The sequence below is a fragment of the Stenotrophomonas maltophilia genome (assembly GCF_023518235.1).
Classification (GTDB): domain Bacteria; phylum Pseudomonadota; class Gammaproteobacteria; order Xanthomonadales; family Xanthomonadaceae; genus Stenotrophomonas.
Window position 1 is genome coordinate 960,898 of the sequence record NZ_CP090423.1, and the last position, 20,926, is coordinate 981,823.

Here is a 20,926-nt window from a genome sequence, read left to right on the forward strand (position 1 = left end):
GCAGGATAGGGCCCGAGCGGGGCACATTCAACGCGCACTGCTGGCCGCTCGGGCCGGAGGCTCAGTCCTCATCCATCAGGCGCGCGGCGGGGTTGCTGCCGACGCCGCCCTGCTGGAAATATCCGATCACGCTGGCCACGGAGCGGTGATCGGTCATCGCCATCAGCGCCGGCAGGGCCACCCCACGCCGCGCACCTTCGGTAACAAAGCCCGAGCGCAGGCTGTGGCCGGCAAAGTCCCCGTCCAGACCGGCCAACCGCGCCCGGTCCTTAACGATGGCGGCGACCGCCTTGCCGCTGAGCGCGCCGCCCAATGACCGTGGCCAGACGCGCCGGAACAGGGGGCCGTCGGTAATCTCGGCCATGTCCAGCCAGTCCTGCAGTGCGGTGGCTGCCTCTCCCAGGATGGGCTTGTCGGGGCTGCTGCCAACCACTGGCCCGGACTGCAAGGTTTTTCCGTGATCCAAGCGATAGGTGTAGCCGCCTTCGGGCAGTCGGGTGAGGTGATTCACCGTCGCCTCGGCGACTTCGCTGCGGCGGCGCCCGCCGCTAGCAAAGGCAAAGTAGAGCAGGGCGCGATCGCGCTTCCCCTTGAGCGAGGTGTCGCAGGTGGCCGCCATTGCGCGCAGATCTGCGGCTGACAGCGCGGTCTTCTTGGCCGGGCGCTCGCCTCGTTTGTGAGAAGCCCTGCGCCCCTTGGACAGTAGGGTCCTCACGGCGCGATCCTCGCAAGGGTTGTCTTGGCGGGCCTGCTTGTGGGCCGCCGACAAGACCGCCACCCGGTGGACCAGGCTGGAGAACGCCAGCGGCCCAGGCTTCTTCTTCAGGCCCGCATGCACCAAGGCACTATCCAAGTCTGCAGGCAGATCCCAACGAAGCCCCAAATCGCCTGAGCGCCCCATGTGATCCACGATGAACTGAACCACTGCCGCCGGGGGGACGGGTAGGGCGATGGGCCTGCCATAGCGCCCTTCGAACCAGCCCGCCCAATAGCGCAGGGCGCCGGCGTAGCTGCGAATGGTGTTAGGCGCTTCGGCCTCCTGCAGGATGTCTCGCACCGCTTCTGCGGCGGAAGTGGCCAGCCGCTCCGGAACCAGCCCCGAAACGAGTTCCCCTGACGCAGCAGTGATATTATTCATATGTACTATGTATTGTGCACTATGATTAGGTTGAGCTACATCTGATAAATATGCCTTATCAGACATGGCCTGCCAATTCTCACCGTTCCGCAGAAGGACACCCAATGGCCAAGGGCATCAGCGAACTGGATGTGCACCAGGCAGCGGACGACATCATCGCCGCCGGCGAACGTCCCACCGTCGAGCGAATCCGAGCCCACTTGGGCACCGGCTCGCCCAACACCGTCACGCGTTGGCTGGAGACCTGGTGGCAGACCGTAGGCTTTCGCCTGCGCCAGCGCGCCATTGAGGCGGCGGTTCCAGGCATCCCAGAGCGGGTAGCTCACCTGAGCCAGCGTTTGTGGCAGGCCGCGCTGCAGGATGCCGGCGAGCTCGCTCAGACCCAGCTGGAGTCGACCAGGCACGCACTGGAGGAACGCGAGCGCCTGCTGGAGGAGGACCGGGTGGCCCTGACGCTGGCGATTGAGGCCAGCCAGAAGCGCGAAAGGGAGGCTCAGGTCCAGACTCAGGCCGCCGCCACCACCGCGGAGCAGTTGGCGGCACAGGTCTCCCAGATGACGGCACAAGTACAAGACCTGCTGCGCCAACGCGATGGAGCCTATGGACGGGCGGAGCGACTCGAGCAGGAACTGGATGCCGTACGCCGCAGTCTGGGCGAGGCCGCGGCCGCTCACGAAGAAGAGAGGAGGGCGCTCCAGGCGCACGTCAGGGCAGTGGAGGATCGTGCCCATACGGAGGTTGACCGGCATCGCCAGGCGTTGCGGTCAGCCGAGCAGGAGTGGGGGCGGGAGCGCATGGCCTTGGCCACCTCATTGCGAGAGAGCGAGCAACAAGCCATTGCTGCTGCCAACCGCGAGCAACAGGCATTGCGCCGACTGGAAGGCGTGAACGCGCGGGCTGATGGCTTGGAGGCGCAGCTGACGTCACTGAAGGAAACCACTCGGCAAGTTACCGAGGCACTCCGACAAGGGAGAGCGAACACGGCAACGCCAAGCAGGCAAAGCAAGCCACGCCGCACCGCGCCCAGAAGAGTGGGCGAGCCGACACAAGAACCCAATAGCAGGAAATCTAAGACTTGAGGCCATCCATTCGATCAAGGCTTCTTTCCCCGAAAGACTTGGAGGACGTACACGCCCCCCCCAAAGTTCATCCTCGACCGCGCCCGAGAGCACGGCGCGACAGGCCCCGTACGAACGGTAGAAACCAGCACGCCGGAGGAGGAACGCCATGAAGCAGGGAAGAACTGACAGAGATTGGGCGGTGGTCGCTGTGATGACCTTTGCCGCAGGAGCCGTCTTGACTTGGGCACTCATGAGCAAGCCGAGTCCCAAATCCGCCACGTTAGCGCTTGACTGGCCGGCGTGGGTGCAAGCGATCGGCAGCATCGCAGCCATCATCGCCGCGGGACTGATCCCCCTTTGGCACGCCAGAGTCAGGAGACGGGAGGTCACACAGTCCCTCATAGAGCTGATTTCCTATGCGCGATTTCCAGCGACACTGATGCTGGCGCAGTTCGAGGGAGGATTCGGCGGCCCCCGGCTGATCTTGGCGCATCTGACCCAGCTTCATAAGGCTTTCGATTCAGTCAACTATGTTGACGTGCCGAACCGATCCTTGGCGATTGCGCTGCAGCAATCAGCAACGGCTGTGAGTGCACTTAAGGAGATCCAGGAACTCTTTCTGAGAAAAGAAGAGATGAAAAAGGGGCGGGGGAGCGAGATCGTTAAAAAGTACCTGCTCATGCTCGATAGAGCCGTCGAAGAAGCAATCAAGGCAACCGGTCAGCGGCCTCGAGACTTCAACTACGACACAATCGTGCTGCCTAATGAATAGCCCATGCAAATGCTGTTCGTTACAACTACGCGGTAATAGTCACAAACCTCTCTCTAGTAATCCACTGCCGAGGGCTATCCGGCAAATCGTGCGGAGTCGGAGGGAGTAGCTGGCGTCTGAACGGGGGAACTCGCCTGGCGATGTAGCAGGGGCCTGGTGCACTGGACTGTAACAGAGCAGTTTCACTGTCACCGCGCCTTGTTACGGTAAAGAACCTCCGTTACATTCGCTGCTATGAACGACCTCGACGCCGCAGCCCGCTATCTTCAGGGTCTACTACCCGACATGGTCGGTGAGCTCGAGCCCTGGCCCAGCTCCAAGACGCGCGGCTTACCCCACTTCCTCGCCACCCTATTCGGCCTGGCCGAGCTTGACCTGCTCGGCCACAGGGTGCTGCTGGCCACCGTCCCGGCGCAGACGGAACCGTTGCCACCTTTGCGGCTGATCGCGCAGGTGCATCGATTGGCGGAAAAGGCCGGCTTGAGGGTCATTCTCGTGCTCTCCGGCGTTTCGCCCTACATTCGCTCCAAGCTCATCGAGTCTCGGGTGGATTTCGTTGTGCCTGGTAGCCAACTGTTCGCTCCGAGCTTCCTGATGAGCTTACGCGAGCGCGATTCGTCTCCAAGGGTGCTCACATCCGCTGGGGAGCGGTTGAGCCATCCGGCACAAGCGGTTCTGATCGCGGCCCTGTTGCGGCCCGACTTGGAGGAGCGCGGCATCCCTGGCAGCGTCCCGTGGGTGCCGCTCGACCTGGCGCGCGAGGCAGGCTACTCACGCATGACTGCCTCGCGGGTCGCCCGTGAACTGGTGGCGGCTAACCTCGTCAGCGCCCAGCGCGAGGGGCGGGAGACGAAGCTACGGTTCTTGAAAGCGCGCCGCTCCTTGTGGGCGGTCGCGCTGCCGCGGCTGCGCTCGCCGGTGCTGCGCACCACTTGCATCGGCAAAAGTGGCTTGGACATGCTGCTGGCCGATCATTGTCGTGCTGCGGGAGAAACCGGCCTGTCCGTTCTCACCGAACTGGCGGCGCCATCGCGTCCGATCGCTGCGATCGGACGAGACTGCTTCCGTCGGCATCCGGAGCCGGAATGGTTTCCCGTGGCCGGCGAGGGCTATGCAGACGTGCAGCATTGGGCGTACTCCACCCGCCTGGGTGGCGCGGGCACCGTCGTGGACCCGTTGTCGCTGTACCTGTCCTTGCAGGGACAGGGCGACCCGAGGCTGAACGGCGCGCTGCGGGACCTGCTCGATGAGGTCTTCGTCTGATCGCAGGCGCGCGGGAGCTCGGCGAGTGGTGCCTGAACTCCGGTACCAGTCCGCGGTCATCGGGGCCGTTGCGCTGGCCGTCGTAACGCAGGAAGCGAAGCGGCAAGTGGGGCCACGAAGGATCTGGAACGTGGTGCTGAGCGTGGAGGCGCTGACGCTTGCGTTCGGCCAGCGGTTCTCGGGGGGATATCGAGGCAGCGGCTACGAGGTGCGCCAGCCCTCGGACCGACACTCAACGTTCTATCGCTTCCGGCGGCCTGCGCCCAGAAACTGCAGGAGTGGCCGACGGGTCGTTTCGACCTGATCGTCTGCAGCGGGATGGACGACTAACCCGGGCCGGATGCCCTGCTCGAACTGCGTGACGGTGCGCATGGGGCGACGAAGGACGGTAGCCTGCTGGTGGCTTGCCAATGGCTGCCCATCCTTCAAGTAGCAATGCCTTGGGCGCATGCGCTGGCTAGGATTGTGCCGCGCTGAATCTGCTTCTGGCCGGCAGACGATCACCCTCGAAGTCGCAGGGCTAGGACAACTGATCTCAATCATGGAGGGATAGATGTGGCCTAACCCTTAACAACTCCGTGAGGGCGGCTTACATCGCATCCACAGTGATGCCATGAAGGATCATTGAAGCATGCTGGGACGCAAGTTTGTCCAGCGCAGGTGCATGCGGACTCGAGGTCCCGAACAGCTCGTGGAACAGCACACCCATTACGATCGGAGCCATGATTGAAAAGGCCATGAGATTTGAGTCGCCGGCGCGGACGGTCCCCTTGGCCTGCGCCCGCTCGACAGCGCTTGCCACCAGCCGGATCATGCGAGATGCAACTTCGTCATGCCAGATCCTCGCAAGCTCAGGAAACATTCGGCTCTCCGATAGCACCATTCGCAATGCTGCAGACAAGCGGGCATCGCCACCTGATGAGACCGCTCGCTGGAGGAGCGTCGGGATTAGCTCCTCAATCGACCCGTCGAAGGTCGCCTGTGCCGTCTCAAGGCCTTCCAGATTTGTGGAGATCAACTGGCGCGCTGCGGCTCGAAACAGCTCTTCCTTGGTTTCAAAGTAGAGGTAGATCGTGCCCTTCGCGACTCGTGCGCGCTTCGCGATATCAGAGAGCTTTGCGGCAGCAAAGCCGTTCTCAAGGAAAACATCTACCGCAGCGTCTACAATCTCGAGCGGCCGCGCCTCCTTGCGACGACTCCACTTAGGTTGCATCTCGCTCACGTGCTCAATCTCTTGCCCATGCGGGAATCCCAATAGCGCTGCAGCTCGTCTAGGGACTGCGTTGGCTGTGCCAATCCCACCCAAGTGTCAGGCCGCAGAACGTAGACAGCGTCCTGCTGACGTCCAGCGCGGCCATGTTCTTCGTGCCAGGTAAACTCGCGAAGAGCCATGCCGCGGCTGTCGCACCAGCCCTTTAGTTCAGTACTGGCTCGTCCATAGACATGGACCTGCCAGCCGATTTGCTCTGAGATCGCGTAGTTGTCCTCACCACGCGTCTTCACCCAGGGCAGGCGATCGCCGCCTTCAATCTTTCCAGCCTTGCCCTGGCTCAAGGGGCTATGCGATCTACAGCATCATCATGATCAACGTTGTCTTCCACGTGATCCCGCTGATTCTCGGGGTCGGCTACGGCGCGGGAACGCTAACTGCGATCATCATCTTCATCCCCCTCTGCGCTTGGATGATCTACACATCCTTTGGCGCGGGTCGTATGAGCTATCGAGCACTAGCCCTTTTGGTTGGTGCGGGAGTGTTGTTCCATGCCCTACTCACTATTCCGATGATTCTCCTGCTGCAAGGTGCAATCTCAGAGACGTCCGTAGTCATGATTCAGGTAGCCAACCCCTTTGTGCTGATGGTCATCTTGTCGGCGGCGGAGCGCTCGCGCTTGAGCATGCCGGCAAGGCAGCGTCGGCCAAGTGCCTCTCGCTAGCTCGAGTCTTCTTCGGCGCCTAGTCAGACCTCCCATCCCGTCTCGCTCACGCAGCCGCTTCGGTGACCCCTGGCGGACAAGGCGGAGCAACTTTAATGGTGCCTGTCCCCGCCTGTGTTGAGGCGGGGTAGCAGCTTGCAATGGCGTTAGGGATTCTCGATGGGAGCCAGATCATTTGCCCCTATTGCTCGATGGAGGAGGGGGCTGGCTCGCTCCTATTGAGCCGACGCCTTGCCCGGGCCTTTGTATCTGCTCAGCCAATAGCTGTAAGGCGTGGGTAGCACGCTGGCTGGGAGCTCCTGGCCAAGCGCAATGGCCATTTGGTACGGATAGTGCGGATTGGATAGGTGGGCCCGCCCGATCATCACTAGGTCAACCTGACAGTCCGCTACAACGCGCTCGGCAGTCTGTGGATCATCGATGCACCAACCTGTGGCCACCGGAAGCCCAGTTTCATTAGCAAATCGCTCAGCAAGGGGTGCCAGGAACGCCTGTGTACCCCATGGGACGCGGCCACCAAGAGCACTGAAGCCAATGCTCACGTTGAGCAGATCAAGCCCCAACTCTCGCATTTCTTTGCCAATCTCAATGGAGTCGACCAGTGCTTGGCCATCGCGCGAGTTGTACTCCACAACTCCAAAGCGCGCGGTCAGCGGCAGATGCTCGGGCCAAACCTTACGGACGGCCGCCAATGTCTCCAGCAGGAAGCGTGCTCTGTTCTCCGCACTGCCACCGTAGCGATCCTCCCGCTTGTTGCTGTCGGGGCTGAAGAAGCTCTGCGCCAGATAGCCATGAGCGAAGTGAAGCTCCAGCCATTCAAATCCTGCAGCAAGCGCACGCTTGGCTGCAGCGACGAAATCCGCTTGAACGCGATGAATGTCCTCAACCGTCATCTCGTTGGGAACTCTATCGAGCGAGCCGCCAAAGGCGATCGGCGAGGGACCAAGGATCGCCCATCCTGCGGGATCATCGGCTGCGATGTGGTCATCGCCTTGCCATGGCCGATTTGCACTAGCCTTGCGCCCTGCGTGGCCGATCTGGATGCCAGCTACGGCACCGCCTTGCTTGATGGCAGAAGCGATGGCTGCCATTCCTGGAATTTGCTCATCACCCCACAGGCCAGCACATCCCGGGGTGATGCGTCCTTCCGGAGACACGGCGGTAGCCTCGACAATCACGAGCCCAGCGCCTCCGCGCGCAAGCGCGGCATAGTGGCTGAGATGCCAATCGTTGATACGGCCGTCCTCCGCACTGTACTGGCACATGGGCGGCACCGCGATACGATTCTTAAGAGTGACACCTTTGAGCTCGAATGGGCTAAACAGGGCAGACATAAACGGGGCTTTGGGGAGAGCAAGAGGAGCAAGCACGGGGATTTACTCCGGCTTAGGACGTTGACTTGGCGGCTCGAGCTGCTTCCACCAGGCCGTCCAGCCAATCCTGGTGACCATTGATCATTGGATTCGGCTTGGCCAGACGCAGGGCTTCTGCAGGCTGTCCCTTCTGCGTCTCCTGCGTGAGGATCCGCACTCGGCCACCATCAAGGTCTTCGACAATCCACGCATGATGAACGTCAAGTCGATCGGCAGACCCGGGCTCACCGGCCCAGCCATGCCAAGCGATCCGGCCCGGACCCTCGGAGGTAGGAGCCTCATGCTCGACGCATTGAGCCTCCACGGGGAAGCCAAAGGTTTCAAAGTAGAATCGATCCCCGTTTCGCAACAGAGGGCCGGCGCCATCGTGGAAGCGCACATTGGCTGAATTTCCGTAGTAGGTCGGCCACAGACGTGGCTCTTCAAGCAACGGCCAAACATCAGCTGCGGCAAGGCCGAGGACGATCAGCTCATTCGAGACAAAGTTTTCGGTGTAACCAGGAAGGTAGCCTTCCGGCCAACGAATGCCGTTCATTTTCATCATATGCTCCTTAGGGCTAGCGGCGCGGCTCGCCGATGAATCGTTAAAATTACGTTCGCCAGCTTCTAACTTGCAGACCTCTGACTTCTACAGCCGAGACACTTGCTCCGTACCGTCGTGTCTCAGTTTGGCGAGGACTGCCTGGCAGTCGAAAGCTGGCTGAGGGTGTGCGTGGAGCTAGACGTACGCGCCAGCTGAATACGTAAGCTCGTAGCTGTGGCTGTAGATCTCCAGGATGTTGCCCAGCGGATCCTCCATGTAAACCATCCGATAGGGCTTCTCCCCTGGGAAGTACTCTCGAACCGGCATTCGCTGCTTTCCACCAGCTGCCACAATCCGAGCGGCCAGGCCTTCAACGTCCGGATCCTGAATACAGAAGTGGAAGACGCCCGACTTCCAGTACTCGAAGTTGTTCGCGGGACGCTCGGCGTTATTGAACTGGAAGATTTCGACTCCAACCCGGTCACCAGTGGATAGATGTGCAATGCGGAAGCTGCCCCATCCAGGCCCAAACACATCCGTGCACATCACGCCAATTGCGCTTTCGTCTTCAGCAATCCTGGTCGGCGGCATGACGAGGTACCAGCCCAAGACTTCTGTATAGAAGGAAACCGCGGCATCGAGATCGGTAACAGACAGGCCGATGTGGGAGAAGGCGCGAGGGTAGGGAGGGGGTAGGGCAGGCACGGCACACCACTGAAGAGAGGGGTAGCCGCAAGATTAGACCCTGCAACTCAACCATGATCTGATCCATTTTTATCAGATTGATAAAATATTCTTATGCTGAATGAGCATTGGCTCCGATCCTTTCGGGCTATCGCAGAGGTCGGGAGCTTTACCAGGGCCGCAGGCCAGCTGCAGCTCACCCAGGCTGCGGTCAGTCAGCATGTACGTCATCTTGAGCAACAGCTGGGTGCCCTGTTTCTGCGCAGACCACGATTTATTGAGCTGACGCCGGCGGGAATGGCTCTATTGCAGTACTGCCAAGAGATGGATTCGGCCGATCGCCGGCTTCAAGCCAAGCTCGCGAGCGCGGACAGCGATCAGGGGGAGTTTGCGCTGATAACCCCCGGGAGTGTTGGCCTTGCTCTTTACCCGGTGTTGCTGGACTTCCAGCGCACCCATCCCGGCTTGATCATTCGTCATCGCTTCTCGCCGGACCCAGAAATCCTATCGGCGGTACTGGAGAAGAAGTACGAGGTGGGTCTACTTGCACTTCGGCCGGATGACCCTCGGCTGCGGGCTGAGCCCTTCACCGAGGAGGCGCTTGAGCTGGTAGTTCCGAGAGGTGCCTGCGCGGACAGCTGGGCGGATCTTCAAAAGTTGGGTTTCGTTGATCATCCAGATGGCCAGGCTATGGCCACCCGCCTTCTCGCCCGCAAGTTCCCAGGAAATCCAGGCGTACGCGCGCTTCCTATACACGGCTTCACCAATCAGGTTGCGCTCATCCTTGAGCCGGTATCGCTCGGGCTGGGATTCACTGTCATTCCGCGACACGCCCGTGAATCCTTCGCTCGGCAAGACGCAATTGAGGTGGTTGACTGTGGATCTCCGGTGGTTGACACCCTCTGGATGATCCATCGATCCGAATGGCCACTGTCTGGGCCAGCTAAATGGTTGACCCAACAGCTTCGAGGCCTGCCTCGATTCAGCGGGAGGAGGGCTCCACCTCTCGCTGGAGCGGACTGAGGCCCCTTCTATACTGGTCTGGGGTCCGGCCAGAGTGTCGCTTGAACATCTCACTGAAAGACGTTGAGTTTGCATAGCCCAGATCGTCTGCAATCTGCGTAATTGATCGGTCTGAACCCAAGGCATCAATTGCCCTCAGAAAACGAAGCCGACTGCGCCACTCTCCGAACCCCATCCCTAGCTCGCGCTTTGCCAAGCGCTCAAGTGATCGAACACTAATGTGGTGGCGCTCTGCGACCTCAAGTGCCGACGGAGAGTCCTGAAGGGAGGTCTCGGCATAGCTCAGAATCCGCTTTAGCACGTCACCGCTGGCCAGCGGCAGGAAGCTCGACATCACCGGCGCGGCCAGAATCAGGTCAAGGGCGACCGCGGAGAGTCGCCGGTCTTCTGGCTTAACGGCCTCGCCGATGTCACGACGGGCCAGTTCGTCCAAGATCTCCCTAAGCAACGAGCTAACCGCTAACGCAGTCGGAATGCTGGGCATCTGCGCCGACGCGCCGACCGAAAGGTATGCGGATCGATAAGCAACCGCACCACGGTTTCGGGATGAGTGGTGAACACCAGGCGGAATCCATATCGCATAGTGGGTAGGGGACACCATCCAGTCCTCGCCTACCTGTAACTCCATGACACCCTGCGCAACATAGTTGAACTGCCCCCACGGATGCACACGAGCATCCCAGTCGGAGGGAGGCAAAGTCCCTTGCCGAACGTAGATGTCTCCAGGGATGGAGCTGAACGAGGGGACGGGGTCCATTGCCATGTCGCATTCAAGATGAAGATTGGCGCAAATTATGGATGTAACGAAATTCCGCCAAGTCTACGCTACTGGCTGTTGATATCCAGTATCTGAGGATGCCATGTACTACCTGCTCCCCCTCCTGGCCTGCCTTCTCTGGGGCGCCAACACCATCGTTACAAAGCTCGCTGCAGGGACCGTCGGCCCGGTCGATATTAGCTTCTGGCGATGGCTTGCTGCGGCCATCATCTTGCTCCCATTCGCCCTGCCGCGCCTGAAGTCGAACCTAGCGGTCCTGAAAGCCAATTGGGCACGCTTCCTCGTGCTCGGTGCTTTGGGCGGTGTCATGTTCCAATGCCTGGCGTACTACGCCGCACATTTCACTTCTGCGACCAACATGGGCGTTATCCAGGCACTCATCCCGTTGATCGCTCTTGCCTTGTCGCGCATCTTCATGGGTCACGCAGTCCGCGGTGGCGCAGTGATTGGTTCGATCATCTCCTTGGTTGGGGTGATAGCGGTAGTGTCCCATGGTGACTTTGAAGCCTTGGTTTCCCATGGAATCAACAAAGGTGACGCCCTGATGCTGCTGGGCGCTTTGGCTTTTGCCACCTACAATTTGCTGATGCACAAGTGGCGCATTCCCGTAACGCTGATCGAATCCCTGTTTCTTCAAGCCATGTCTGCAACGATCCTGCTGCTACCTCTTTTCCTTGTCGCAGGCACTGGCGTCCAGGGTGGCGCAGCCATCGGCTGCATTGCATTCGCAGCAATCGGCGCTTCGATCATGGCACCGTTGGCATGGATGACCGGCCCGCATCGGCTGGGCTCTGCTCGCGTGGCCGGGTTCTTCAATCTCGTCCCGATCGTCACTGCATTGCTTGCGGTGGTGGTCCTCAAAGAGTCTCTGAGCACCTGGGTCGTGGGTGGCGGTTTGATGGCAGTATTTGGTGTGGTACTGGCGGAGTACGCAGCTCGCAAGAAGCCTGACGAGGTCATGGTCGTGGATGACACCTCGACCAAGCGCTGAAAGACAATTGCATAGCTGCAGTTCAAATGAAAACGGGCCGCTTGAGGCCCGTTCTCCTTGTTCGGGGAACGCTTCTTCGGCTAGCCAGGTTCAAAGGGCCCTCTCCTCAAGGTGAAGTTGCATCTAGACAGCGCTCTTCAGCTGAGTTGGGCACATGCCGGTTAGTCGGCGAAACATTGCAATAAAAGGGGAGGGGCCGCTATAGCCCAGCCGCTTGGCAACATCACCAACTTTGCAGTCGCTCTGGAGGAGAGGGAGGGACGCAGCAAGCTTCAGCCTCTGGCGCCACTCACAACATCCCAGGCCAGTAGCGGCAACCCAGCGTCTTGCAGGAGTCCGAGAGGATACGCCAGCAACTTCTGCCCATTGAACTAGTGACTGGCCACTTCCTGGATCGGCTTGTAGCGCATCGATGATGGGGGCTAACAAGCGCGAAAACGCCAAGAATGCGCGGCCAAAGCTTCTGTTCCGGTAACTCAGCGAATGACCGGGGATCACCCCAAAGCGGAAAGGCTAACAGTAGGAACCGGGGATGCTTCGCGGCCCAGCTGCGCATCTTGCGCTGCCGCCGCCAAGCGATAGCCTTTGCGTCTCGAAGCTTGTGTAGGGCGCAATCCTCCACGTCAGACAGCCGCGCCGAAAGGGTATAGGCCCCGCGACAAGCCCATCGGAGGCATTTAGGGGTTCGCTTTAGCGACCTGTGGAGCTGCTGTGGAGTGGGCCGGAGAAATGTCTTCACATCAACAACTGTAAAGACGTCGCTTCACCCGGATCTACACGAGGGTTCAGACCCCACGGTTCCACAAAACAGCCTAAAGTTTCGACCCGGCACGCCGAGGCCGATCTACGTCACGGATTTCCGGCAGGGCGTGCCCCTTCCATCCGGTTGGCCGTCTGTCACTGGCGTGTGCGCCTGGTCCCGACCGGCCGGCAAGAAGCGCGAACCTACCGCTACACCCTAAGGGGCTTTAGTCTTTGATTCGCTTCTCAAAGTTTGTGATCAACTTGCCCAGCGAAAGGCCTGTCAGGCGGGCGATATCTCTCAGCTCCACCACATCAACCCTTCTCTTGCCTGTTTCGACGTCGCTGATGAATGACTGGCTGCGGCCCAGCATGCTGGACACCTGGGCCTGGGTCAGACCGGCAGCTAGCCGCGCCTCGCGAACAGCCTCAATGAGGGCAGCGTACTCTTTTCGATGGATGGACTTCGACACGACCGCGCCTTGGCTGAGCGGCCTAGAAAGCTATATCCAGTTCTCCGATATCTAAAAACCAGATATTCTGTCTTCTTCATTGACAGGGGGACACATGAGCGAACAGCCATACCGCTTCATCACCGCGGCCAGAAGCAGAGCAACACTGATCCTGGCAGCATCAGCACTGCTAGCTGCCTGCAGCGGTCCGACAGACAAGAAGATGGTTACGAATGGAACCCAGCAGCAATACCGGCAGTCAATTGACGCTATCGACGCGGAACTCAATGCCCACGAAAGAGCGGCCTTCAACTGGGCAGTCGCTGGGATGAACCTTGAAGAGGGTCGGCAGGGAATCATTACGTACAGGGCCAAAAGCTGCCTAAGCGACTGAATTTCAAAGTTGATTGCTCGTCTCTCGATCAGGTTCTCCCCATCTATGGGGTCTGTTCAAGCACCTTGGCTGTGTAGCTCAGCGGCGCCACTTCCCTTTCAAGATCCAGGTGGTAGTCGCCGAAGCGATTGATGTGGCTGGTCCGATAAGGCGACAGGCCGGCCAGGATCTCGGGCGTCAGTTCAATCCCCTCCTTCCTCATCTCGGCCAAGGTCCGGCTCATGCCTTCCACGTTGTGGAGGATGATCATGTTGGCCACCAGCTGGCTGTACTTGATGATCTTGCGCTGCTCGTGTTGGACGTTCTCAGCAATGATCCCCTGGCTGCCAAAGAACACCCATTTCACGAAGCCGTTGTATTCCTCGCTCTTGTTGGTGGCAGCATGGATCGTTTTGCGGATCTCATTGTCATCAATGTAGCGCAGCAAGAACAGCGTTCGAACGGCCTTGCCAAGTTCCCGGAAGGCGAAGTACAGCTTGTTCTTCCGGCTGTAGGTGCCCAGCCGGCGCAGGATCGAGGACGCGGTGATCTTGCCCAATCGGATTGAGATCACCACCCGCAGCATGTCGTGGAGATGGGTGGCGATCAGTTGCCAGTCGATGCTGTCCCCGAACAGTGCCTGGATGTTCTTATAAGCCCTACCCGGTTCGGGCCGAAAGAATGTCAGGTCCTTGATGTTCCGGATCCGGGGCATCAGCTGGATGCCCAGCATGTGGGCCAGGCCGAAGACCGGATAGCTTTGGGCCTGCGTGTCGCCATGGACGATCTCAGGCTGGATGTCGGAAGTGTTGGCCAACAGACCGTCGAGGATGTAGATGCCCTCGTGCACGCCACAGGGAATGAAGTGGCTGAACGGCGCTACGTATTTGTCGGACACGTGGCAGTAGCCGATGCCACCGTAGCCGCCGTAGCGGATGTGATACTCCGACAGCAGGTTGTCCTCGTAGACGCTCCACTTCGTGCCATCAGCTGATGCGCTCTTGCCGCTGCCCCAATAGCCAGGCAGGTCGAATCTGTTGTAGGTATTGATGACCTCCACGATGGCCTTCTCAAGCACATCCTCGGTCACGTATTTCAGGTTGAGCCAAGCGACTTGGCGCCGGCTGAAGCCCTTGATCGACCGCGCCGTCTGCGTCGGCCCCAGGTTGCAGCCATAGCAGAATAGCGTGGTGATCACACGTCGGGGCAGATCTTCGACCTGGCTCTCGGTGCCGGCGATCGGGCGGAAGAAACGGTGCAGATCCAGCCATTGGCTGGCATCGATCAGGACATCGACGATGCTGGATTCTGGAAGCCGTTCGGCGATGAGGCGATCCACCGTGGTAATCGCGCTGGAGACTTCGGCGCGTTGCCCCTTCCGCAGCACCAGGCGCCCATCCAGGATGTCCGCATGTACGTTCTCCGGGAAACGCGCGTCGACCTCATCGGCCAGGGAGGTCAGTTGTGCACGTAATCCCGCCACGAAAGACTCGGCGTCGGTGGGCAGGCCTGACACCTGGCCGTAGGCTTCCAGTTCCTGGGCCAAGGTGGCTTCATCGACCAGCTGCTCACGGTAGTCATCAAACCGTTCGCTGCTGGGAATGAAGAGATCTCCGGACTTCAGTTCGTCCTTGACCTGCACCAGCACGGCCAGCTCGAAGTACTTACGGTGCATCCAGCCGGCGCCGGCTGCACTGGCCCGCTTGCCGAACACGTGCTGACACCAGAGCTTGGACATCCAGTCAAAGTCCTTTTCCGGGTCCAAACCGAGGGAGGCGACCTCGATCAGCTCACGGCGCTGGTTGCGCAGCGAGAGCACCGCTGCGATCAGCGGCTCCATGCCGGCGTCGTGGCTGGTCGCCCGAAGTTTCATCAGCTCCAGCCCATTGAACAGCAGCGGCCTGACCGCGCCATAGGGCTGCAGCATGAAAGGCAGGTAGTTCTTCCCGGCGTAGGCCATATGTTCTTCGCATTCGGCCAGCAAGGTCGACACTTCCGCTTCCAGGCTGTTGTCGATGGCATCCACGCGCTGACTATCGCTGCCGTCTAGCTGATAGGCCTGCAGGATTTCCTTGAGCTGGCCGATGAGGAAGTCGGCCCGTTTGGCATGTTCGAGCTGGTAGGCCAGCAATTTCTGCTGGGCCGTGTTCTCCAGCCCGCGCACCTGCTTGATGAACAACTCGGCTGCATCATCCAGTGTCTTGGCATGCTGGGCGCGAATGAAGATGGTGGCCAGCGCATAGCGCTTGTCCGGAGCCAGTTCGGCCAGCTCGCTGGCGTCATAGGCCCGAGCCATTGCACGGAACTGCTTGAGCTTGGGCACCGGCACATCGATGGGAGGCAGCTGGTCGGCCAACTGCTGCAGCATGCGGATGTGCTGCAGGTAGAACCGAACTTCCTTGTTGGTGGGCCGGCCGGGCTCGCGCTTGAGTGATTGCCAGCCGGTGAACCTGGACCCTTCCGGTGCGCGCAGCAGTTCGTCGATGAGCGTGCGCGTGGCAGGCGTCAGCGCGTGGCTGATGCTGCGGTAGTAGCCCAGATTGACCCGCTCACGGGCGCCGATGGCGGCCAGCTCCAGAGTGCGGAAACCGGGCAGTTCGTAGCGATGGTGCACCAGCTCTTCGAGCAGGACGTTCACGATGTCCGGGATGGTGTGCTTGGTCTGGGCTGCTCCGGTGGCCACTGTGTCCAGCCAAGCCAAGCCCGATTTATCCAGGGGACGTACCCCGATGAATTGCCGAAGCTGCGGCATATGCCGGCGCTGGCTGCCGGAAGCGTCGTAGCGTTCGAGCTGGTCGGTGTCCAATACGCGCCCGAGTCGGGCGGCCTTGGCGATGTGCTTCCGGATCCGCTCGGGTACGTCGGCCAACAGCGTGAAGTAGCCCAAGCGTTGGAAGAGCTTGAGATGAATCAGTACCGCCAGCTGCGGACCCGGCTGGGTGGTCAGCTGCTTGGCGAATGCAATCTCAGCGGCGGTCGGGGTATAGATCTCCTCCAGTTCCTTGGCGGTGGGATCAGGCTTCAGTCGCGGGTAGGCGGTCTCGTGAAGGGTAGCCATTGGATCCGGAGGGTGTGAGGGGGATCAGTCCCAGTGCCGGCCGTCGTCTGTACTGAGCGACGCTTCCAGGAAGCACTGGTGCGTATCGGCCATGCGGTGCATGTCATCGAGCAACGTGGCCAGGATTTCATCCAGATCCCTTTCGGGATCGGTGGGAGCAGTCAACTGGTACTCGCTGCTGGCGGTGTTCAGGCGCACAGCCTGGAACGGGGCCAAGCAGATCTCTTCAATTCGGCCTCGGGCCTTGGCCGCGCCGCGGCCCGTGCGGGCAAACGGGGTCAGCACCATGCGCAGGCGCAGCTGCAGGGCCGATTTGCCCTCCGGCGCCGGCAGTGCCATCGCCGGTACCGGCACGGTTGGACTGGGCAGGCTTGCTTCAATGCGGTCCCGGGCAAACGGGTCACGCCCGTCCAGGTAACGCATGGCCGACTGCACATCGCGCCAGCCCACGTACTCCATCAAGGCCTTCATGTCCCAGCCTTGGTCGTTGGCCCAGCTGGCAAAGCCGCGGCGCAACGAATGGCTGCTGTGGAGCCCCGCATCGGCAAAGCCTGCACTGGTCAGCAACTCGCGCAGCAGGCGCACCAAGCTGTTGGGATGCAGGCCTTCGGCGCTCACCTGGCCCCATTGGTTGACTGCCCGAAACACCGGCCCTTCTTGCAGGTCGGCCGCCTGCAGCCACGCCTGGGTCGCCTCCACCGGACATAACCGCGACAGCGCCGGCACCTTGTAGGTGACGCCGGCTGCTTGGCGATCACCCTTGCTGCGTGGCAAGAAGCAGGTCATCCCCTGTCCCGGCACCAGCGTGAGATGGGCCACGTCCAGACGCAGCAGTTCATCGCCACGGAATCCCCGCCAGAACCCGAGCAGCACCAGCGCTCGGTCTCGTTGATGGCGCAGCGCCGCCGGCCCATCGCCCCGGGCATGTGCCGCAGCGATCGCCGCGGCCAGCCAGTCATCGAGCTCGACCAGCCGCCGAATCTGGAGCGGCGCGGCTTGCTTGACCTGGCCCGGGTGCAGGGTCTGGATGCCTTTGAGCACCTTGCGCACCAGCGGCGATCGGGTCGGGTCGACAAAGCCGTGGTCGCGGTGCCAAGAGGCGATGGCCGCCAGACGTTGGCGGAGGGTACTGGTCGCCAAGGTCTGCGCATAAGCGGCCAGGTACCGGGCCACGCTGTCAGGTGTCGCTGGGAGGTGGCCTTGCCATTCAACCTCGAAGTGCCGCAGCGCCGACGCATAGCTGCGCACCGTGTTCTGGCGCGTGGCCGCATCGAGGTAGCGGTCCAGTTCGGTCACTGGCGCGTGGCCTCCACCGAGGTCGTCTGGCGCAGCGTCGACAGGATGGTGCATTCCGCCCGCTGCCCGCCATGGCAACTGGCAATCACCCGTTCCAGCTCGCTGGCCATGCGCTGCAGGTCGGCCATGCGGGCGCGCACGTCGGCCAGATGGCTGCGGGCCAACCGGTCCACGTCCCCGCACGAAAGCTCCTCATCGCCGGCCAGCTGCAGCAGGCTGCGGACCTCCTCCAGGCTGAAGCCCAGGTCCCGGCCACGCGCAATGAAGCGCAGCCGCTCGATGTCGGCCGGGCCATAGACCCGGTAGCCGTTGCCCGTGCGCCCCGGGCGCGGCAGCAACCCGATCCGCTCGTAATAGCGAATCGTCTCCAAGTGGCATCCGCTGGCGTCGGCAGCCTCACTGATTTTCATTCGTAGTACGCTTGACTCCGTAGTAGCTACGGACTTTACGCTGAACCCGTATCCGCCGCCACTCCGGCCGCGGCGCTGCATGTGACGACCATGCCACTGCCCATCGCCTTGATTCGCTACTGCCTGATTGCCTTGCTGATCGGCTGGGTTCTGCCCGCTTCTGCTCAGGCGGAGCCTGCCGCAGCAGACCTGCGCCAAACCTGGCAGATGCTCGATTACATCGCGGTCGACTACCCCGGCGCGGTCCAGGCCGGTCGCGTAATTGCCCCCAACGAATACGCCGAAATGAGCGAGTTTGCCGGCGCCGTGCGCAGTCAGCTGGCAGCATTGCCCAGTGGCCAGAACCAGCAGGAGCTGACGGCCCAGGCCGACCGCCTGGTCCAGGCGGTGGCAGAGAAGGCCGACCCGGCGCAAGTGGCAACGTTGGCGCGCGGGCTCGGCACGACGCTGTTGGCCCGCTACCCGATCGGCGCTGTTCCGGCGAGCGCGCCGAAGACCTCCCAGGCCGCGTCCATCTACAGCCAGCAGTGCGCGGCCTGTCACGGCCCCACAGGTCACGGTGATGGCCCCGCCGCGCAAGCGTTAAGTCCGCCGCCGATCGCGTTCACCGATGCCACTCGCGCCGCGCAGCGAACGCCGCTGTCGTTGTACGAGGTCATTTCCCAGGGTGTGCCGGGTACCGGCATGGTCAGCTTCTCTGGGCTGTCAGAAAGTGATCGCTGGGCGTTGGCATTCTATGTGGGCAGCTTGGGGTACTCCTCGCAAGCCAAGGCTCAAGGTGAGGCGTTATGGCGCACCAGTGCCGAGGCCCATACGCACATTCCCTCGCTCGAAGCGCTGACACGCACGCGAGAGGCCGATCTTGCCACCACGATGCCCGCCGATCAGGCAAACGCGATCATCGCCTACCTGCGTTCGCAGCCACAGGTAGTAAACGAAGCGGTACCAGGAGCCGATCGCTTTGCGGTGGCGCGGCAGCGACTGGCCGCCAGCCAGCGCGCTTACGCTGATGAGGACCTGGCTCAAGCCAAAAAGCTTGCGCTCTCGTCCTATCTGGATGGTGTAGAGCCGCTTGAACCCACGCTGGCCACGCGCAATCCGTCATTGCTGCGAGAGATCGAGACGGCCATGGCAGGCTACCGCGCGCAGCTGGATCAGCATGCGCCCGCGGCTGACGTTGCCGGGCAGGCAGCGCAAATTGCCCAGCTGTTTGATCGCGCGGACGTGGCGCTGCAGGACACCCGAATAGGCGCCAGCACCGCGTTTCTAGGCAGCTTTACCATCTTGGTACGCGAAGGACTGGAAGCGCTGCTGATCGTGATTGGTATCGTGGCGTTCTTGCGTAAAGCCGAGCGGTCTGATGTGTTGCCGTATGTGCATGCGGGTTGGATCTGCGCGTTGTTGGCAGGCGCAGCTACCTGGGCGGTGGCCACTTACTTTGTTGATATCAGCGGTGCGAACCGGGAAGTCACTGAGGGCGTCTCGGCCTTGTTCGCTGCCGCTGTCCTGCTCAGCGTAGGCATCTGGATGCACCAAAAGAGCCTTGCAGGGCGGTGGCAGGAGTACCTGCACGCCAAGCTGACGACTGCGCTGACACGGCGCTCGGCTGTTTTCCTGTTCATGCTGGCCTTTGTCGCGGTGTACCGCGAGGTGTTTGAGACGATCTTGTTCTACATCGCGATGTGGAGCGATCAGGCGTCCACCGCCATCCTCGCAGGCCTGGCGGCGGGAATCGCGGTGTTGGCTGCGGTGGCGTACTGGATGCTGCGCATGAGCAGGCGGCTGCCGATTGGCCGGTTCTTTTCGATCAGCTCGATTCTCATCGCGGTGATGGCGGTCATCCTGATCGGTAAAGGCGTGGCCGCGTTGCAGGAAGCGGGCTGGATCTCTCAAACACCGCTCGCGTTGCCGCGCATCGAGTGGATCGGCCTGTATCCCACCTGGCAGTCGCTGCTGGCGCAGGTATTGGTAGGCACCGCCGCCATCGTGGGGTTCCTCGCCAATGCCCGTTCCGGTGTGCGTAGACAGCCAGGCGCAAACAAGCAATGAAACAACACAGCAGAGGACCAAGACATGAGTGATTGCGGGTGCCACCACGAAGCCAAGAACAAGGAGGAGCGACGCATCCTCTGGATCGCCTTGGTCCTGAATGCAGCGATGGCCGTGATCGGCGGCATTGCCGGCTGGATTGCCCATTCCACCGGGCTGCTGGCTGACGCGCTGGACATGCTGTCTGACGCCACCGCCTATGCCATTGGCCTGGTCGCTATCGGGCGCACGGCGCGCTTCAAGGCCAACGCCGCGTGGGTCAGTGGCAGCGTGCTGCTGGTGCTGGGCGTAGGCGTGCTGGTCGAAGTCGGCCGCCGGGTGATGTACGGCGCCGAGCCGGTCAGCGGTTGGATGATCGGTACCGCTCTGGTCTCGCTGGCCGTGAACCTGAAGGTGCTCCGTATGCTCGCCCCCTTGAAGTCTGGCGAAGTGCATCTGCGAGCGACCTGGCTGTTTACCCGCGCCGATGTGGTGGCCAACGTTGGGGTGATTCTGGCCGGCCTGTTGGTGTGGTGGCTGGCCAGCCCCTACCCGGATTTCGTGATCGGCGCCCTGATCGGCCTGTATGTGATCAAGGAGGCTTTCGAGATCTTGGGTGATGCTCGCCGGGCGCGTGCCGACGCGCGCAAAACGCCTGCATGACAGCGCTTGGCCGGCTGAGCTGTGGCCTGCGCTGGCTGCTGCTGGCGCACTTGGCCGTGGGCCTTGTGACGCAGCCGGTGCTGGCAGTGGTTGGCGAGCTCCATGCTCAAACCCATCTGGCCGCGGCCGACCATGACCCGGCAGTGGCATCACCAGCTTCCGAGCGTGGCGTAGACGCCGCGCTGCACCGGCTACAGCAGCTGGTGCTGTGCTGTAGCCAGGCCGCGCCGGCTCCAGAAATAGTGTTGGCCATTGCTCATATCGGCCGGCATTGGCCGTCGGCGACAGCCCATGCGGACAGATATCGGCATGAGCACCTGCTCGCGCCGTTCCGGCCGCCGATCGCAGGGTGATGCGCGCCGGCG

The 20,926-nt window shown here is 61.5% G+C and carries 22 protein-coding genes and 1 pseudogene; 10 read left to right on the forward strand and 13 right to left on the reverse strand.

Features of this window, described 5'->3' with window-relative positions; genetic code table 11:
* Positions 1–61: 61 nt before the first annotated feature.
* A complete protein-coding gene (locus LZ605_RS04670; RefSeq protein WP_049401586.1) occupies positions 62–1,138 on the reverse strand; it encodes a site-specific integrase in 1,077 nt (358 codons plus the stop codon).
* 104 nt (positions 1,139–1,242) lie between these two features.
* Here LZ605_RS04670 and LZ605_RS04675 point away from each other — a divergent pair, with 104 nt between their 5' ends.
* The 3 genes from LZ605_RS04675 (at position 1,243) to LZ605_RS04685 (ending at position 4,234) form a co-directional block, all read left to right on the forward strand.
* Positions 1,243–2,217 carry a DNA-binding protein gene (locus LZ605_RS04675; protein WP_049402764.1) on the forward strand — a complete coding sequence of 325 codons (975 nt, stop codon included), beginning with the start codon at positions 1,243–1,245 and terminating at the stop codon, positions 2,215–2,217.
* Positions 2,218–2,365: 148 nt separating this feature from the next.
* A complete protein-coding gene (locus LZ605_RS04680) occupies positions 2,366–2,971 on the forward strand; it encodes a hypothetical protein (protein ID WP_033836002.1) in 606 nt (201 codons plus the stop codon).
* 234 nt (positions 2,972–3,205) lie between these two features.
* Positions 3,206–4,234 (forward strand): hypothetical protein, encoded by a 1,029-nt coding sequence (locus LZ605_RS04685; RefSeq protein WP_049402763.1) that lies wholly within the window; start codon positions 3,206–3,208, stop codon positions 4,232–4,234.
* A gap of 589 nt (positions 4,235–4,823) precedes the next feature.
* On the opposite strand, the gene LZ605_RS04690 is transcribed toward LZ605_RS04685, so the two are convergent.
* Both LZ605_RS04690 and LZ605_RS04695 read right to left on the reverse strand, forming a co-directional pair.
* Positions 4,824–5,447, reverse strand: coding sequence for a TetR/AcrR family transcriptional regulator (locus LZ605_RS04690; protein ID WP_043033616.1), 624 nt, complete (start codon positions 5,445–5,447; stop codon positions 4,824–4,826).
* 5 nt (positions 5,448–5,452) lie between these two features.
* Entirely contained in the window at positions 5,453–5,788 is a 336-nt protein-coding gene (locus LZ605_RS04695; RefSeq protein WP_043033500.1) for a hypothetical protein, read from the reverse strand.
* 26 nt (positions 5,789–5,814) lie between these two features.
* On the opposite strand from LZ605_RS04695, the gene LZ605_RS04700 reads away from it, so the two are divergent.
* Entirely contained in the window at positions 5,815–6,168 is a 354-nt protein-coding gene (locus LZ605_RS04700; RefSeq protein WP_043033501.1) for a hypothetical protein, read from the forward strand.
* A 215-nt stretch (positions 6,169–6,383) separates the two neighbouring features.
* Here the strand turns inward: LZ605_RS04700 and LZ605_RS04705 are convergent, their stop codons facing one another.
* The 3 genes from LZ605_RS04705 to LZ605_RS04715 form a co-directional block, all read right to left on the reverse strand.
* On the reverse strand, positions 6,384–7,502 hold the full coding sequence (locus tag LZ605_RS04705) for an NADH:flavin oxidoreductase/NADH oxidase (protein WP_049402762.1): 1,119 nt from the start codon (positions 7,500–7,502) through the stop codon (positions 6,384–6,386).
* A gap of 52 nt (positions 7,503–7,554) precedes the next feature.
* Positions 7,555–8,082 carry an SRPBCC domain-containing protein gene (locus tag LZ605_RS04710; RefSeq protein ID WP_223224789.1) on the reverse strand — a complete coding sequence of 176 codons (528 nt, stop codon included), beginning with the start codon at positions 8,080–8,082 and terminating at the stop codon, positions 7,555–7,557.
* 177 nt (positions 8,083–8,259) lie between these two features.
* Positions 8,260–8,769, reverse strand: coding sequence for a lactoylglutathione lyase family protein (locus tag LZ605_RS04715; RefSeq protein WP_033836000.1), 510 nt, complete (start codon positions 8,767–8,769; stop codon positions 8,260–8,262).
* Between the two features lie 93 nt (positions 8,770–8,862).
* On the opposite strand from LZ605_RS04715, the gene LZ605_RS23170 reads away from it, so the two are divergent.
* The gene (locus LZ605_RS23170) at positions 8,863–9,771 is read left to right on the forward strand and encodes a LysR family transcriptional regulator (RefSeq protein WP_033835999.1); all 909 of its coding nucleotides are present in this window, start codon (positions 8,863–8,865) and stop codon (positions 9,769–9,771) included.
* On the opposite strand, the gene LZ605_RS04725 is transcribed toward LZ605_RS23170, so the two are convergent.
* Positions 9,731–10,204 carry a helix-turn-helix domain-containing protein gene (locus LZ605_RS04725; RefSeq protein ID WP_231298592.1) on the reverse strand — a complete coding sequence of 158 codons (474 nt, stop codon included), beginning with the start codon at positions 10,202–10,204 and terminating at the stop codon, positions 9,731–9,733. The genes LZ605_RS23170 and LZ605_RS04725 overlap by 41 nt on opposite strands.
* A gap of 156 nt (positions 10,205–10,360) precedes the next feature.
* Positions 10,361–10,534: pseudogene (locus tag LZ605_RS23120) on the reverse strand (AraC family transcriptional regulator); the annotation flags it as partial.
* Positions 10,535–10,631: 97 nt separating this feature from the next.
* Here LZ605_RS23120 and LZ605_RS04730 point away from each other — a divergent pair.
* Positions 10,632–11,540, forward strand: coding sequence for a DMT family transporter (locus LZ605_RS04730; protein ID WP_180890368.1), 909 nt, complete (start codon positions 10,632–10,634; stop codon positions 11,538–11,540).
* 123 nt (positions 11,541–11,663) lie between these two features.
* Here LZ605_RS04730 and LZ605_RS23175 read toward each other — a convergent pair whose 3' ends face one another.
* Together LZ605_RS23175 and LZ605_RS04735 are read right to left on the reverse strand one after the other, a co-directional pair.
* Entirely contained in the window at positions 11,664–12,038 is a 375-nt protein-coding gene (locus LZ605_RS23175; RefSeq protein ID WP_080334755.1) for a helix-turn-helix domain-containing protein, read from the reverse strand.
* Between the two features lie 470 nt (positions 12,039–12,508).
* On the reverse strand, positions 12,509–12,754 hold the full coding sequence (locus LZ605_RS04735; protein WP_043033505.1) for a helix-turn-helix domain-containing protein: 246 nt from the start codon (positions 12,752–12,754) through the stop codon (positions 12,509–12,511).
* Positions 12,755–12,848: 94 nt separating this feature from the next.
* Between LZ605_RS04735 and LZ605_RS04740 the strand changes: the two genes are divergently transcribed.
* Entirely contained in the window at positions 12,849–13,127 is a 279-nt protein-coding gene (locus tag LZ605_RS04740) for a hypothetical protein (protein WP_033835997.1), read from the forward strand.
* A gap of 43 nt (positions 13,128–13,170) precedes the next feature.
* Here the strand turns inward: LZ605_RS04740 and LZ605_RS04745 are convergent, their stop codons facing one another.
* From LZ605_RS04745 to LZ605_RS04755, 3 genes are read right to left on the reverse strand one after another with little or no spacing between them, the layout of a single operon-like run.
* Positions 13,171–16,164 carry a Tn3 family transposase gene (locus LZ605_RS04745; protein ID WP_043033507.1) on the reverse strand — a complete coding sequence of 998 codons (2,994 nt, stop codon included), beginning with the start codon at positions 16,162–16,164 and terminating at the stop codon, positions 13,171–13,173.
* A gap of 24 nt (positions 16,165–16,188) precedes the next feature.
* Positions 16,189–17,460 carry a site-specific integrase gene (locus LZ605_RS04750; protein WP_005413373.1) on the reverse strand — a complete coding sequence of 424 codons (1,272 nt, stop codon included), beginning with the start codon at positions 17,458–17,460 and terminating at the stop codon, positions 16,189–16,191.
* On the reverse strand, positions 17,457–17,870 hold the full coding sequence (locus tag LZ605_RS04755; protein WP_012480230.1) for a MerR family transcriptional regulator: 414 nt from the start codon (positions 17,868–17,870) through the stop codon (positions 17,457–17,459). Before LZ605_RS04755 ends, LZ605_RS04750 begins: the two co-directional genes overlap by 4 nt.
* Before the next feature lie 90 nt (positions 17,871–17,960).
* Between LZ605_RS04755 and LZ605_RS04760 the strand changes: the two genes are divergently transcribed.
* Genes LZ605_RS04760 through LZ605_RS04770 form a run of 3 tightly spaced genes read left to right on the forward strand, consistent with a single transcriptional unit; the run spans position 17,961 to position 20,914 of the window.
* A complete protein-coding gene (locus LZ605_RS04760; RefSeq protein WP_043033508.1) occupies positions 17,961–19,919 on the forward strand; it encodes a cytochrome c/FTR1 family iron permease in 1,959 nt (652 codons plus the stop codon).
* A gap of 24 nt (positions 19,920–19,943) precedes the next feature.
* Complete coding sequence (locus LZ605_RS04765) at positions 19,944–20,561, forward strand: cation transporter (protein ID WP_005413376.1); 618 nt, start codon at positions 19,944–19,946, stop codon at positions 20,559–20,561.
* Positions 20,558–20,914, forward strand: coding sequence for a hypothetical protein (locus LZ605_RS04770; RefSeq protein ID WP_012480228.1), 357 nt, complete (start codon positions 20,558–20,560; stop codon positions 20,912–20,914). The genes LZ605_RS04765 and LZ605_RS04770 overlap by 4 nt, the downstream gene beginning before the upstream one ends.
* The last annotated feature ends 12 nt before the right edge of the window (positions 20,915–20,926 follow it).

Excerpts from the sequence above, each read along its gene's own strand:
- LZ605_RS04670 (WP_049401586.1), bottom strand. The coding sequence starts at position 1,138 with ATGAATAATATCACTGCTGCGTCAGGGGAACTCGTTTCGGGGCTGGTT.
- LZ605_RS04675 (WP_049402764.1), top strand. The coding sequence starts at position 1,243 with ATGGCCAAGGGCATCAGCGAACTGGATGTGCACCAGGCAGCGGACGAC.
- LZ605_RS04680 (WP_033836002.1), top strand. The coding sequence starts at position 2,366 with ATGAAGCAGGGAAGAACTGACAGAGATTGGGCGGTGGTCGCTGTGATG.
- LZ605_RS04685 (WP_049402763.1), top strand. The coding sequence starts at position 3,206 with ATGAACGACCTCGACGCCGCAGCCCGCTATCTTCAGGGTCTACTACCC.
- LZ605_RS04690 (WP_043033616.1), bottom strand. The coding sequence starts at position 5,447 with ATGCAACCTAAGTGGAGTCGTCGCAAGGAGGCGCGGCCGCTCGAGATT.
- LZ605_RS04700 (WP_043033501.1), top strand. The coding sequence starts at position 5,815 with ATGATCAACGTTGTCTTCCACGTGATCCCGCTGATTCTCGGGGTCGGC.
- LZ605_RS04705 (WP_049402762.1), bottom strand. The coding sequence starts at position 7,502 with ATGTCTGCCCTGTTTAGCCCATTCGAGCTCAAAGGTGTCACTCTTAAG.
- LZ605_RS04710 (WP_223224789.1), bottom strand. The coding sequence starts at position 8,082 with ATGAAAATGAACGGCATTCGTTGGCCGGAAGGCTACCTTCCTGGTTAC.
- LZ605_RS23170 (WP_033835999.1), top strand. The coding sequence starts at position 8,863 with ATGCTGAATGAGCATTGGCTCCGATCCTTTCGGGCTATCGCAGAGGTC.
- LZ605_RS04730 (WP_180890368.1), top strand. The coding sequence starts at position 10,632 with ATGTACTACCTGCTCCCCCTCCTGGCCTGCCTTCTCTGGGGCGCCAAC.
- LZ605_RS04740 (WP_033835997.1), top strand. The coding sequence starts at position 12,849 with ATGAGCGAACAGCCATACCGCTTCATCACCGCGGCCAGAAGCAGAGCA.
- LZ605_RS04745 (WP_043033507.1), bottom strand. The coding sequence starts at position 16,164 with ATGGCTACCCTTCACGAGACCGCCTACCCGCGACTGAAGCCTGATCCC.
- LZ605_RS04755 (WP_012480230.1), bottom strand. The coding sequence starts at position 17,870 with ATGAAAATCAGTGAGGCTGCCGACGCCAGCGGATGCCACTTGGAGACG.
- LZ605_RS04760 (WP_043033508.1), top strand. The coding sequence starts at position 17,961 with ATGCCACTGCCCATCGCCTTGATTCGCTACTGCCTGATTGCCTTGCTG.
- LZ605_RS04765 (WP_005413376.1), top strand. The coding sequence starts at position 19,944 with ATGAGTGATTGCGGGTGCCACCACGAAGCCAAGAACAAGGAGGAGCGA.
- LZ605_RS04770 (WP_012480228.1), top strand. The coding sequence starts at position 20,558 with ATGACAGCGCTTGGCCGGCTGAGCTGTGGCCTGCGCTGGCTGCTGCTG.